13 protein-coding genes and 1 tRNA gene are annotated in these 13,568 nt (G+C 41.0%); 13 read left to right on the top strand and 1 reads right to left on the bottom strand.

Features of this window, described 5'->3' with window-relative positions; translation table 11 throughout:
* The first annotated feature begins 66 nt into the window (after positions 1-66).
* The 4 genes from tig to H5R64_RS00580 all read left to right on the top strand — a co-directional run bounded on the left by tig (position 67) and on the right by H5R64_RS00580 (position 3,729).
* Entirely contained in the window at positions 67-1,383 is a 1,317-nt protein-coding gene (tig, locus tag H5R64_RS00595) for a trigger factor (RefSeq protein WP_182582510.1), read from the top strand.
* Positions 1,384-1,553: 170 nt separating this feature from the next.
* The gene (gene clpX, locus H5R64_RS00590) at positions 1,554-2,807 is read left to right on the top strand and encodes an ATP-dependent Clp protease ATP-binding subunit ClpX (protein WP_182579928.1); all 1,254 of its coding nucleotides are present in this window, start codon (positions 1,554-1,556) and stop codon (positions 2,805-2,807) included.
* A 25-nt stretch (positions 2,808-2,832) separates the two neighbouring features.
* Positions 2,833-3,423 (top strand): ribosome biogenesis GTP-binding protein YihA/YsxC, encoded by a 591-nt coding sequence (gene yihA / locus H5R64_RS00585; RefSeq protein WP_182579927.1) that lies wholly within the window; start codon positions 2,833-2,835, stop codon positions 3,421-3,423.
* Positions 3,424-3,429: 6 nt separating this feature from the next.
* Positions 3,430-3,729, top strand: coding sequence for a nucleoside triphosphate pyrophosphohydrolase family protein (locus tag H5R64_RS00580; RefSeq protein WP_182579926.1), 300 nt, complete (start codon positions 3,430-3,432; stop codon positions 3,727-3,729).
* A 63-nt stretch (positions 3,730-3,792) separates the two neighbouring features.
* Here H5R64_RS00580 and H5R64_RS00575 read toward each other — a convergent pair whose 3' ends face one another.
* Positions 3,793-3,936, bottom strand: a complete 144-nt coding sequence (locus H5R64_RS00575) for an SPJ_0845 family protein (RefSeq protein WP_182581489.1) — start codon at positions 3,934-3,936, stop codon at positions 3,793-3,795.
* A gap of 136 nt (positions 3,937-4,072) precedes the next feature.
* Here H5R64_RS00575 and uvrC point away from each other — a divergent pair, with 136 nt between their 5' ends.
* From uvrC to H5R64_RS00530, 9 genes are all read left to right on the top strand, one after another.
* Positions 4,073-5,884, top strand: a complete 1,812-nt coding sequence (gene uvrC, locus H5R64_RS00570) for an excinuclease ABC subunit UvrC (protein ID WP_182581490.1) — start codon at positions 4,073-4,075, stop codon at positions 5,882-5,884.
* 65 nt (positions 5,885-5,949) lie between these two features.
* Entirely contained in the window at positions 5,950-7,263 is a 1,314-nt protein-coding gene (gene obgE, locus H5R64_RS00565; protein ID WP_182581491.1) for a GTPase ObgE, read from the top strand.
* Between the two features lie 33 nt (positions 7,264-7,296).
* Complete coding sequence (gene rnz, locus H5R64_RS00560; protein ID WP_182581492.1) at positions 7,297-8,226, top strand: ribonuclease Z; 930 nt, start codon at positions 7,297-7,299, stop codon at positions 8,224-8,226.
* 24 nt (positions 8,227-8,250) lie between these two features.
* The gene (locus H5R64_RS00555) at positions 8,251-9,084 is read left to right on the top strand and encodes an SDR family NAD(P)-dependent oxidoreductase (RefSeq protein WP_182581493.1); all 834 of its coding nucleotides are present in this window, start codon (positions 8,251-8,253) and stop codon (positions 9,082-9,084) included.
* An 87-nt stretch (positions 9,085-9,171) separates the two neighbouring features.
* The gene (recJ, locus tag H5R64_RS00550) at positions 9,172-11,496 is read left to right on the top strand and encodes a single-stranded-DNA-specific exonuclease RecJ (RefSeq protein ID WP_182581494.1); all 2,325 of its coding nucleotides are present in this window, start codon (positions 9,172-9,174) and stop codon (positions 11,494-11,496) included.
* Between the two features lie 18 nt (positions 11,497-11,514).
* Positions 11,515-12,033 (top strand): adenine phosphoribosyltransferase, encoded by a 519-nt coding sequence (locus H5R64_RS00545; RefSeq protein ID WP_182581495.1) that lies wholly within the window; start codon positions 11,515-11,517, stop codon positions 12,031-12,033.
* A 24-nt stretch (positions 12,034-12,057) separates the two neighbouring features.
* On the top strand, positions 12,058-12,663 hold the full coding sequence (locus H5R64_RS00540; RefSeq protein WP_182581496.1) for a DUF308 domain-containing protein: 606 nt from the start codon (positions 12,058-12,060) through the stop codon (positions 12,661-12,663).
* A 69-nt stretch (positions 12,664-12,732) separates the two neighbouring features.
* Positions 12,733-12,821: transfer RNA gene (locus H5R64_RS00535), tRNA-Ser, on the top strand.
* A 192-nt stretch (positions 12,822-13,013) separates the two neighbouring features.
* Entirely contained in the window at positions 13,014-13,550 is a 537-nt protein-coding gene (locus H5R64_RS00530; protein ID WP_182581497.1) for a restriction endonuclease subunit S, read from the top strand.
* Positions 13,551-13,568 lie beyond the last annotated feature (18 nt).

Genomic DNA, 13,568 nt, shown 5'->3' with positions numbered 1-13,568 from the left:
AGTAGAGTATGTAAAGACCAGCCTGATTAGCGTTTGGTCAATCTGATGTATATTGGAGGAAATAAAATGTCAGCAAAATGGGAACGCGATAGCGACGCCAGTAAAGGTACTTTGACATTTGAAATTGATGTCGACACTATTAAGAAGGGACTTGACGAAGCCTTCGTAGAAACCAAGAAGAAGATTACTGTTCCTGGTTTCCGTAAGGGTCGTGTACCTCGTCAAATCTTTGATCAAATGTACGGTGAAGAATCTCTTTACCAAGATGCTTTAAACAAAGTATTGCCACAAGCTTACAGTGATGCAGTTAAGGAAGCTGGAATTGAACCAGTTGCTCAACCACAAATTAACATTAAGAGCATGGAAAAGGGCCAACCTTGGGTATTGACTGCTACTGTTGATGTTAAGCCAGAAGTAAAGCTTGGCGACTACAAGGGAATGGAAGTTCCAAAGCAAGATACTACTGTTAGTGATGCTGATGTTGATGCTGAACTTGAAAAGAAGCGCCAACAACAAGCTGAACTTGTATTGAAGGAAGGAAAGCCAGCTGAAAAGGGTGACACCGTTGTTATTGACTACGAGGGTAGTGTTAATGGTAAGAAGTTTGACGGTGGATCTGCTGACAACTACTCCCTTGAATTAGGTTCAGGCTCATTTATCCCTGGTTTCGAAGATCAATTAATCGGTCACAATACTGATGATGATGTTGATGTTAAGGTAACTTTCCCAGAAGACTACCATGCTAAAGAATTAGCTGGTAAGGATGCTATCTTCAAGGTAAAAGTTCACGAAATCAAGGAAAAACAGTTGCCAGAACTTGACGATGACTTTGCCAAGGATGTTGACGAAGACGTTGATACTCTTGCCGAATTAAAGGATAAGACTAAGAAGCAATTACAAGATAACAAGGATAACCAAGCTAAGGCTGCAATTGAAGACGCAGCTATTAACGCAGCGGTTGAAAATGCTGAAATCCAAGACATTCCACAATCAATGCTGGATGAAGACACTAACCGTCAAATGCAACAATACTTAGCTGGTATGCAACAACAAGGTATCAGTCCACAAATGTACTTCCAAATTACTGGTACTAAGGAAGATGATTTGAAGAAGCAATTTGCTGCTGATGCTGAACAACGGGTTAAGACTAATCTTGTTCTTGAAGCAATCGTTGACGATGCTAAGTTGACTGCTACTGATGAGGAAATCAAGAACGAAATTAGTGATCTTGCTAAGCAATATGGTATGAAGGAAGACCAAGTTAAGAATGCTTTGTCTGAAGACATGCTTACCCATGATATTAAGATCCGGAAGGCCGTTGACTTGGTTGCTGATTCTGCAAAGCAAGTTGAAAAGGCTGACGACAAGAAGGAAGATAAGTAATCTCTTCTTATCAGCTAAATACTTTTAGAAAAGGGACCGTAGTGGAGTATTCCATTACAGTCCCTTCTTCTAACTTTTAACTTTGACTGTGTTCGTTAATTAATAATTCGAATTAATCATATAAATTTGTTATTATAAGACCAGTAGATTTAATAGGGAGGCTACAATCCATGTTTGAAGATACTAGTGGTATGGATTCAGTCCACTGTTCATTTTGTGGGAAGTCACAGGATGAAGTAAAGAAAATTGTTGCAGGACCTGGGGTATACATTTGTAATGAATGTGTTGCCCTATGTCAAGAAATTATTGATCAGGAGCTTAAAGAAGACCGGAAGAACAGTACGTTCAAGGTGCCAACCCCTGAAGAAATTATGAGTAAGTTGGATGACTATGTAATTGGTCAATCTGACGCCAAAAAGACATTATCAGTTGCAGTGTACAACCATTATAAGCGGGTGAACGCAATGACAACTGGTGATAATAACGATACCGAATTACAAAAGAGTAACATCGCAGTAATTGGGCCCACTGGTTCGGGGAAGACCTACCTGGCCCAATCATTAGCGCGGATTTTGAATGTTCCCTTTGCAATTGCGGATGCTACCACTCTTACTGAAGCCGGCTATGTTGGGGAAGACGTTGAAAATATCATTTTGAAGCTTCTTCAAGCCGCAAACTTTGACGTTGAAGCAGCTGAAAAAGGGATCATCTATATTGATGAAATTGATAAGATTGCTAAAAAGAGCGAGAATGTTTCAATTACCCGTGATGTTTCCGGTGAGGGGGTTCAACAAGCCCTCTTAAAGATCCTTGAAGGGACAATTGCTAATGTTCCGCCTCAAGGTGGACGAAAGCATCCTCAACAAGAATTTATTCAGGTCGACACAAAGAATATTCTCTTTATTGTTGGGGGTGCCTTTGACGGAATTGAAACGATCGTTAAAGAACGTCTTGGGGATAAGACCATCGGATTCGGTACTAACTCGGACGAGGCAGCCGAGGTCACCGAAAAGAACATTTTGCAACATGTTATCCCTGAGGATCTGTTAAAGTTTGGGTTAATTCCAGAGTTTATTGGACGGCTCCCAGTAATGACAGCATTGCAAAAACTTGATGAAGAAGACCTTGTTCGGATTTTAACCGAACCAAAGAATGCGCTTGTTAAGCAGTATCAAGAGTTGATTCGTCTAGATGGAAGTGAATTAAACTTTACTGATGGTGCCTTACGAGCAATGGCTCAATTAGCAATCGAGCGTAATACGGGTGCTCGTGGTCTTCGTTCAATTATTGAAGATGTAATGCGTGATGTCATGTTTGATTTACCAAGTCGTAAGGATGTTGAAAAGGTAATCATCGATAAACGTTGCGTAACTCAACACACAGAACCACGTTATATTATGAAGGGTGAAAAGGAAGCTTCATAATTTAGAGAAAGGTGAGTGTAAGCTAGTGCAAGTCAATAATGTTGATTTAACAATTAGTGCCGTTGAACCCAAACAGTATCCCACAACTGATTATCCAGAAATTGCACTTGTGGGCCGTTCTAACGTGGGAAAATCGTCATTAACAAACGTCCTTATTAATCGTCGTAACTTTGCTCATACATCTAGTCAACCGGGTAAAACGCAAACTTTGAATTTCTATAATGTCGAAGAACAATTATACTTCGTGGATGTTCCTGGCTATGGTTATGCCAAAGTTTCTAAGAAAGAACGGGAACGCTTTGGAAAGATGATTGAAGAGTATTTGACAACGCGGCAGCAATTACGGGGAGTAATTCAGTTAGTTGATGGTCGCCATAAGCCAACAGATGATGATGTTTCAATGTATCAATGGCTTGCCTATTATAGTATTCCAACATTAATTGTTGGGACAAAGATAGATAAGATTAAGCCTAATGCTCGAAATAGGGTAAAAAATGATATTGTTAAAACATTAGGTCTAACGCCTAAAACGCCATTGGTTCTCTTTTCTGCGGTAAAAAAGCAGGGGAAAGATCAAGTTTGGGATTGGATTGAACAGCAAATTAGGAAGGAATAATGCTAAATGGATTTTAATCAATATCAAGATGCGGCAAAGCGAACGCTTTACGGTAATGAACAGGTGTTAACTAATTGTGCTTTAGGACTAGCTGGTGAATCTGGTCAGGTCGTTGATCTAGTTAAAAACTATACTTTCCGTGGACGGAAACTTGATCGTCAGCAACTGATTCATGAAATGGGAGATGTTCTCTGGTACCTTTCACAGGTCGCAGAATGGGCTGATATTCCCTTTGACGAAGTGGCAACGACAAATATTGAGGAATTGAATAAGCGTTATCCGCAGGGGTTTAAAAAGCAGAACTAATATGAAAGAGGCCGGAAAAACAATTCGTTTTCCGGCCTCTAATATTAATAGTAATGTTTTTTCTTAATCCTTCTTATCGTCCTTTTCATCAGCTTTATCTTTATCCTTTGCGGAATCTTTTGGCTGTTTCTTCGTCTTTTTAGGGTCAACCGCAAACTGATCAAAAAGCTTATCTAGTTGTGTACTTCGGCGAGTAACAAGTCCCATTATTAACACTCCCTCTAGTTTTTTCATACTCTAGCATAAAAAGGCCAGAAAGTACAATTATGTGGACAGATCCTTTGCGTTGTCTCCGTAATTTAACGTATAATTAATACCTAGCAATTTAAGTGGAGGAATCTTTATGGCAAGTGAACACCTTGAACATAAACTGGCATTATTACCAGATAAACCTGGTTGTTATTTAATGAAAAACATCAATGATCAGATTATCTATGTCGGCAAAGCCAAAAACTTAAAAAATCGGGTCCGTTCTTACTTTAAGAGTTCACATACAGGAAAAGTTGCCAAGATGGTTTCTGAGGTGGCAGATTTTGAAACGATTGTTACTTCAACAAATAAGGAATCTTTTCTGCTTGAAATCACGTTAATCCAAAAGCACCAGCCTTATTTTAATATCAAGTTAAAACGAGGAACCGGCTATCCTTATATTAAGATCACAAATGAACGTGATCCGCGAACAATGATTACTGGCCAAGTGAAAAAGGATGGCGCTTACTACTTTGGACCATATCCAAATGTGTATGCGGCTGAAGAAACCTTGCATTTTATTCAAAAGGTTTACCCATTACGGCGATGCAATGGCTTCCAAAATCGTCCGTGCCTGTACTATCATATGGGGCAGTGTTTGGGGGCATGTTTTAAGATGGTTCCAAAAGAAAAATATGATGAACAGATAAAACGAATCAAATCCTTCTTGAATGGAAATACTGCCAATGTGAAGCGGCAGTTGACAAAACGAATGAATGATGCAGCCGCAAATTTAGAATTTGAGCGTGCTGCTGAAATTCGTGATCAACTTCATTACATAAAGGTAACCGTTGAAAAGCAGAAGATTATTTCTAATGATCAGACTCCCCGTGATCTCTTTAACTTTTATATGGATAAGGGCTGGCTTTCTATCCAAGTATTCTTTATCCGACAGGCCCGTCTCATAAAACGGGAAAAAAGATTATTCCCGGTAGTTGATACTGACGTGGAAGAAATGACTAGTTTTATCCTTCAGTTTTACAATCGACGAAATAATATCTTGCCTAAAGAAGTTTTACTACCCAAGGGGTTGCCAAATAAGGAAATTAGTGAAATTTTAGGAGTGCCAGTAAGAACGCCGGAACGTGGTGAAAAGCGGGATCTAATGGAAATGGCTCGTGAAAATGCGCAATTGTCCCTTGATGAAAAGTTCCGTCTTCTTGAGTTAGATACCCGTAAAACAACGGGGGCAATGAAAGAGATCACAGATGCACTTGGTCTACCGGAGGGTCACAAGATTGAAGCATTTGATCATTCACACATTCAAGGGGCAGATCCGGTCAGTGCCATGGTTGTTTTTGTCGATGGGGAGCCAGCAAAGAAGCTTTATCGGAAGTATAAATTGAAAAGTGTGATTGATCACGCGGATGAAGCAGCAAGTACTCGTGAAGTAATTCGGCGTCGCTATTCGCGTCTGTTGAAGGAAAATAAACCGATGCCAGATATGATTTTTATGGATGGTGGTGAAATTCAAATGAATGCCGTTAAGGACGTCCTGGAAAATGAACTTGGCCTCGATATTCCAGTAGTTGGAATGGTTAAAAATGATAAGCACAAGACAGCTGATCTTCTTTTTGGTGAGCATGATGAACATATTAACCTTGATCCACGAAGTCAGGGCTTTTACCTAGTCCAGCGGATCCAAGATGAGGTTCACCGCTTTGCAATTACCTTCCACCGGCGCGTTCATGCTCGACATTCAATGGCTTCCCGACTTGACGCAATTAAGGGTGTTGGTCCACGGACGCGGACAAAGTTACTGCAGAATTACGGTTCAATTCCTAAAATAGCTGCGGCATCGGTCGAAGAGATCCGTTCATTAGGAATCAACATGAAGACAGCCCAACTAATTAAGGTTTCACTTCAAGGAAATGCGGACGTGGCTAAGGGTAGTAGTCACGATTGATTTTGACGCTGGTAATTTTTTCCAATATACTTGTATTTAGAACATAGGAACGGAGAAACCAACTTATGAACACTTTTGTTGATCAAATTAAAATTGAAGCTCACGCTGGAAAAGGCGGTAACGGAATGGTTTCCTTCCGGCGTGAAAAGTACGTACCTAATGGTGGGCCATCCGGTGGTGATGGTGGCCATGGAGGTAATATTGTTTTAAAAGTCGATGAGGGATTACGAACCCTGATGGACTTCCGCTACCACCGAATTTTTAAAGCTAAAAACGGCGGAAACGGGATGAACAAGCAAATGACGGGTCCAAGTGCTGAGGATACTATAATTAGTGTTCCTCAGGGGACAACGGTTCGAGATCTGGATACTGGTAAGATCATTGGTGATCTCGTTGAAAACGGTCAGACTTTAGTTGTCGCTAAAGGTGGCCGTGGTGGGCGTGGGAATATTCACTTTGCAAGTGCGAAAAACCCAGCACCAGAAATTGCGGAAAATGGTGAACCTGGACAAGATCGTTATCTTGAGCTTGAATTAAAGATGCTAGCTGATGTTGGCCTAGTTGGTTTTCCATCTGTTGGGAAGTCTACTTTGCTATCCGTTGTCACGGGTGCTAAGCCCAAGATTGCGGCTTATGAATTTACGACGTTAGTCCCGAATTTGGGGATGGTACTCTTACCGGACGGCCGTGACTTTGCAATGGCTGATATGCCAGGGTTAATTGAAGGGGCGTCTAAAGGGGTTGGCCTTGGGTTAAAGTTTCTCCGACATATTGAACGGACCCGGGTCCTCCTGCATCTAGTTGATATGAGTAGTGATGATCCTAAGCAAGCAATTGAACGCTTTAAGAAGATTAACCATGAATTAGCTAACTATGATCCTGAACTATTAAAACGTCCACAAATTGTTGTTGCGACAAAGATGGATCTACCGAATGCCGAGAAGAATTTAGCTGCCTTTAAGAAAGAACTAGCCGCTGATGATACCCTCGAAAAGCAGCCTGAGATTTTCCCAATTTCTGCAGTTACTCATCAGGGGGTTCAACAGCTAATGCAATTAACTGCTGACCTGCTAGATAAGACGCCAGCATTCGATAGTGAGAGTCATGACGAACAACTTGAAGCAATCTACAAGGCGGAAGCACCAGAGAAGGATCAAGCCGCCTTTACGATTAGTCGTGATGAAGATGGCACTTGGGTCCTTGGTGGAGAAAAGCTTCTGCGCTTGTTTAAGATGACCGACTTGACCCATGAAGAAAGTCAATTACGGTTTGCTCGTCAACTCCGCCATATGGGTGTTGATGAAGCATTACGAGCTAAGGGGATCAAGGATGGCGATACCGTTCGAATTGATAAGTTTGTCTTTGAATTTGTACAATAATAAATAAAAATCAGAAGGAATTGAGGAAAGAGCATGCAGCTTGAATTTTTAGGAACTGGAGCCGGCTCACCGAGTAAACAGCGAAATGTTACTAGTGTTGCCTTAAAACTTTTGGAAGAACTAAATGAGATTTGGTTATTTGATGCTGGAGAAGCAACCCAACATCAAATTCTCCATACCACTATTCGGCCACGAAAAGTTACAAAGATTTTTATTACCCACCTTCATGGTGATCACATCTTTGGACTACCAGGTTTTTTAAGCTCACGGTCGTTCCAAGGCGGAAATGAACCACTCACAATATACGGACCCGTTGGGATTAAGCGCTTTGTCACGACGTCCCTTCAGGTAAGTGAGTCACGGTTAAGTTATCCATTAAGGTTTGTGGAGATCGATCATAATCAAGAGCTATTTAATGAACGTGGATTTAGAGTGGCAGCCATGTCACTTGACCATAAGATTGCGTGCTATGGTTACCGGATCGAGGAACCAGATCACCCTGGTGAATTACAGGTTGAAAAATTACGTCAAGCTCATATTCCTTCTGGACCAGTTTATGGTCAGTTGAAAGCGGGTAAAACGGTAAAACTTGATGATGGTAGAGTAGTTGACGGGAAAGACTACATTGGTAAGCCGCAACCAGGACGCATCGTTACCATTCTTGGTGATACTCGCCAGACACCGAATGCAGTCGTGCTGGCTCATCAGGCAGATGTCCTTGTTCATGAAGCAACTTTTGCCAAGAACGAGGCGAAGATGGCTCATAATTACTACCACTCAACAAGTCTTCAAGCGGCAGAAGTTGCTAAGCAAGCGGGAGCAAAGAAATTATTACTAACGCATATTTCAGCGCGTTATACCGGGAAGGCTGCTTACCAGTTGGCATACCAGGTCCGTGACGTTGTGCGAGATACTAGGGTAGTAAACGACTTTGATGTTATTGATATACCATTTAAAAAGTAGATAATTGGCAAGGAGGCCTTTAAGATGAAAAAGAGGTTCAAACAACTGCGATTCTTAAAAAATAAGGTGGTATTGATTACTGGTGGCGACAGTGGGATTGGTAAAGCATTAGCCCTTGAAGCTGCTCGTCGGGGTGCGATTGTTATTGTGGTCGCACGTAACAAGAAGCGTCTAGAAAAGGTTGCTAACCAATGCTTGATTTTGTCTGGTCGTCCATCATTTTCTTATGAATTAGACGTTACTGATCCTGATCAAATTGATACTGTATTATCCCGGATCCAACATGAAATTGGTGGAATTGACGTCCTTGTTAATTCCGCGGGATTAGGTGATTTTGCACCAGCAACCGGTGAATCATTTACCACCTTTAAAAGAATGACTGATGTTAATCTCCTTGCCCTTATGTACATTAGTCGTTGTGTCGCCCGACAAATGATGGATCAAGGCTATGGAGCAATTATTAACCTTGGTTCAATTGCCGGGAAGATTCCAACCCCTAATAGTGCTGCATATTCGGCAACTAAAGCAGGCGTAAACCAATTTGATAATGTTTTACGGATGGAAGTTGCTGATTATGGAGTTCAGGTCTTGACGGTTAATCCAGGTCCAATTGATACGCCATTTTTCGAGAAGGCTGATGTACAAGGAAAATACCGGGCCCATCTGCCAAGGTGGATGTTTGTTTCACCTAATGAACTTGCCAAACAGATTTGGAATAACGTTGGTTATAAAACGCGCGAAATTAATCTTCCTGGTTACATGGGTTGTCTTAGTTGGATCTATAGCATTATTCCGGGAATTGGTGACTGGGCGATTAAAAAGTTCTTTGATTTTCAACAAAATAAGCGAGAACTGTAATTGACTCTCGTGGTAATGGGAGGCTAGGAAAAAATGGCTTGTTTTTCCCAGCTTCTTTCTTGATTTTAAAAATGAATGGTGGTTTGAATGGTAAAAGCACAGTATGATTGGCAACAGGCAACCGCACCAGATAAGCAGCTAGTTAGCCAGCTGAGTCAAGGACTCTCGGTGAGCCCGGTGATTGCGCGGTTATTAGTTGCGCGAGGGATTACTAGTTTAGAAGCGGCACATAGCTATCTGCAGCCGTCAATGGATATGATCCATGATCCACATCAACTTCATGATATGGATAGGGCAGTTAAACGAATCTTGCAAGCAGTGGAAAATGAAGAACAAATCACTGTTTATGGTGACTATGATGCGGATGGCATCACCAGTACCGCTTTAATGTATGAAGTCCTTCGGGATGCCGGAGCAAATGTTAATTACTATGTTCCTAACCGCTTTCGTGATGGCTATGGGCCCAATGCAGACGCATACCAGCGAATCATTGAGCAGGGGACCAAGCTAATTATCACCGTTGACAATGGGGTCAGTGGTAAAGCGGTGATTGACCCAGTGATGAAGCAGGGAATTGATGTGATTGTAACGGATCACCATGAAATGCCAGAAGAACTACCCGATGCTTATGCAATTGTGCATCCTCGTTACCCAGGGAGTGATTACCCATTTGCTGATCTATCTGGAGTAGGGGTAGCATTTAAGGTTGCTTGGGCCTTGATGGATGAATTTCCGGAAGAATTTCTTGATCTGGTTGCTATTGGTGAAATCGCTGACGTGGTTAGGGTGACTGATGAAAATCGACCGTTGATTATGGCTGGGATTCAGGAGCTTCGTCAGGGAATGCGACCAGGACTGCATGCTCTAATCAAGGAAGCTGGGGTCAGTGAGCAATATTTGACTGATCAGGATATTGGTTTTGTGATTGCTCCTCGGCTAAATGCACTGGGTCGGATTGCGGATGCCAATGATGGTGTTAAGCTCTTAACCACCCTCGATGAAGCCCAGGCAGGAGAATTAGCCAAAATGGTTGATCAGGCAAACAATCAGCGCCAGGAATTAGTAAATGAAATTATGGTTGAGGCTCAACAACAACTAAGTCAACTTGACCCAGATCAACCAGCCTTCTTAATAGTTGGTCACGAATGGCATCAAGGAGTGCTAGGGATTGTTGCTAGTCGCTTGATGGAACAAACTGGGAAGCCGGTAATCGTTGCTAGTTCGAATGATGATCATTCAATTGTCAAGGGTTCGGGGCGGAGTGTTGATGGCTTTAACCTTTATGCGGCATTGGATGGTCACCGGGAGTTGATGACATCGTTTGGAGGTCACCCGGCTGCGTGTGGTTTAAGTTTTGATATTAGTAATCTAGAAGCCCTGCAGAATGTACTAGTTGAAGAAGCACAGAAGCAGGAATTTGATGGTCAGGAAAAACAGCCATTAGAGATTGCTAGTCAGCTTAGTCCAGTAGAGATCAATATGCAGTTGTATGAACAATTGGTGGCTCTTTCGCCATTTGGACCGGGGAACGAGCAACCAATCTTTGAGTTAGCACCTGATCAGATTGATGATATTGTAACGATGGGAAAGGATAATTCACACCTAAAGTTTACGGTAAGTGATAGCCAGACGAAAGTTACGGTGATTGCTTTTGGAAAGGGGAAATTAGCTCCAATCCTAAAATCCACAGTTGCAAGTCAAGTTAATCTGGCAGTTAAGCTTTCAATTAATGAGTGGCGGGGGAAGCGGACTGTCCAGTTAATGCTAGCGGATATTTGTGTTGATGGTCCGGTAATCCTCGATCAACGAACCAATAAACTCAACCCTCGACTTTTTAATGAACAAGGCTATTACATTGCTTTTGATAACAAGTTGCGGGATAATATCCAACCCCATCTTCCTAACGGACAGGCGTTATCACCAGAAGAAGCATTCGAGACTGATTTTTCTGGGCAACAAGTAACATTAGTGGACTGTCCGCCCAGTCTGGAAGAATTTGAAAAATTATTTAGTAATGACCAGGATGCCCCAGCATTAATCCGCTTATTTCTGTTCCAACCGCACAGTGTTTACCTAAACGGGATGCCAGTTCGGGACGAATTTGCCCGCTTATATCGATTCATAGTTCAGGTACCGCAGATTGATTTAAACCGCCAGTTGAATCAATTAAGTACGCGGTTAAGGATTAATGCAGAGCGACTAATTTTTATGTTAAGAGTGTTTTCTGCGGCTGGATTTGTTACAATAAAAGATGGTATTTTAACCCCAGTCAGTGACGTGGATAAAACTGACATTAAAAAAACAAGCCCATATCAGCGGCGCATCGCCCAGTATAAAGCTGAACAAGTATTATTATTTAGCGATAGTAAGTCTCTGGCAAAATGGGTATTGAACTGTCTAAACATACATTAAAGGAGACAATTTTTTCTTATGACTTTAGACCTTTACAAATACGTTGCGAGTGTTCCAGATTTTCCGGAAAAGGGAGTAACTTTTCGGGATATTTTACCATTAATGGCTAATGGAGCAGCTTTTAAGCAGGCAACTGATGAACTTTGTGACTATGCAAAGGATAAGCAAGTTGATATGGTTGTTGGTCCTGAGGCACGGGGCTTTATTGTTGGATGCCCAATTGCCCGTGAGTTGCAGGTTGGGTTTGCGCCCGCCCGGAAGAAGGGTAAACTGCCACGAAAGGCCGTTAGCGCAAATTATGACCTGGAATACGGTGAAGCAACTCTTCAAATGGAAGCTGATTCAATTAAACCAGGCCAACGTGTTTTGGTCGTCGATGACCTTTTGGCTACTGGTGGGACTATTTCCGCAACCATTAAGATGGTAGAAGAAATGGGCGGAATCGTTGTTGGATGTGCCTTCTTAATTGAATTAAAGGATCTTCATGGTCGAGAGAAGATCAAGGACTATGATATGAAGGCCTTAATGGAATTCTAGTGTCAAAAATAGGGGTAATTATTAATGATTTTCTTGATTGTTTTTGGTGGCTTAATGTTAATCTTGGGTGGTTTTTACCTTGCTAATTCATGGCAACAATACCGTGAATGGAAAGGTGGGACGATCATCGTTGTCCTTAGTTTAGCTGCGGTTATCTATGGGGTAATTAACCTGCCAGCTTTCAACCATAATAAGCAGGACTCATCTGCAGCAAGCTCTTCTCAAGTAACGACTACTAGCGGGCGCGCAGCTTTTTCTAATAAAGCAAATATCGGCTCTGGAAATGGTTCAGCTTCTCAAGAAAATAAGGAAATGGCAATCTTACGGCAATTGCAAAAGGGATATGCTAAGTTTGGGGATGTTTCTTTTGATAGTAAGACCAAGACCTATAAGGTAACACCGACTGATGATGATACTGTCAATGCACTAAAGCAGCTGGCCCAGGATCCAAGCCAGGCGGAGCAAATGGGTTGGAGTAAGTTGACCGATTCTTTCAAGAAGAACTCAAAAGACATCGACAAGGCGATGGGAACTGATTACTCAATCAGTATCATGAATCCAGGCGATGATAGCCAAGCCATGTATACAGCAAAAAATGGTAAGACAACTTATGATATTGCAAATCAATAATTATCTTTACTGCAGGACATTATTCTGATACAATTTGGTTATTCGGGGTTATTCTGAACAACCTATTATGGAGAGTTGGCAGAGTGGTAATGCACCGGACTCGAAATCCGGCGAACCCGTGTTGAGCGGGCGCGCAGGTTCAAATCCTGTACTCTCCTTATTTAACTAAAGAGAATCCTTAAGATATAAGGGTTCTCTTTTTATTTTTAAAGTGTAATTACAGTATCATAAATTATTTATGTATAGTGATACTATATCATTAATCAACATCACTTATGTAAGAAATGATATTTTACTATTGACAATTTGCGATGAGTGTAATATTATTTCTTACATAAAAGGAGAGCAAAATGAAACTAAAAGAAGTATCTAGAATTGAATCTGGAAAAAACGTTAACAGATTAAATAAAAATAAACTAGCAAATCAATATACATCATTAGATGCCGAAAATGATTTTTATTTAATGGGAAAAGAAACAGAACAATGCTCTAACATAATAGCATTTGATTTATACCCTAAAATTGGTAATTCTAGTGCTAGAGTTATTTCAGAAGAGAATTCTTCAAAGATTATTCTGAATCAAAAAATGTGTAAAATCATTGTTGATGGTACTATAGCATCAGCTTATTACATTTGTTATCTGTTAAATGAAGATGAGTCTGTAAAGAAACAGAAAAATTCGTTTTTACAAGGGTCATTTATTGAACGACTTCAACCTTCTATTCTTTCTAATTTAGAAATTCAGTTGCCGAGTTTGAAAGAACAGCGTTTAATGGGAAAAATTTATGTAAAATCTATTTACAATAATTATTTAAAAAAGAAATTGTCAGATATGGAATTAGTGAGAAGTAAGGCATTTTTAAGAAAAATAAAGGATAAACAATAAATACTTTATTTTATTGTT

The organism is Limosilactobacillus fastidiosus, from assembly GCF_014145505.1.
Lineage (GTDB): Bacteria > Bacillota > Bacilli > Lactobacillales > Lactobacillaceae > Limosilactobacillus > Limosilactobacillus fastidiosus.
The sequence above is the reverse complement of the archived record's forward strand: the minus strand, read 5'-3'. Positions and strand labels throughout refer to the sequence as shown.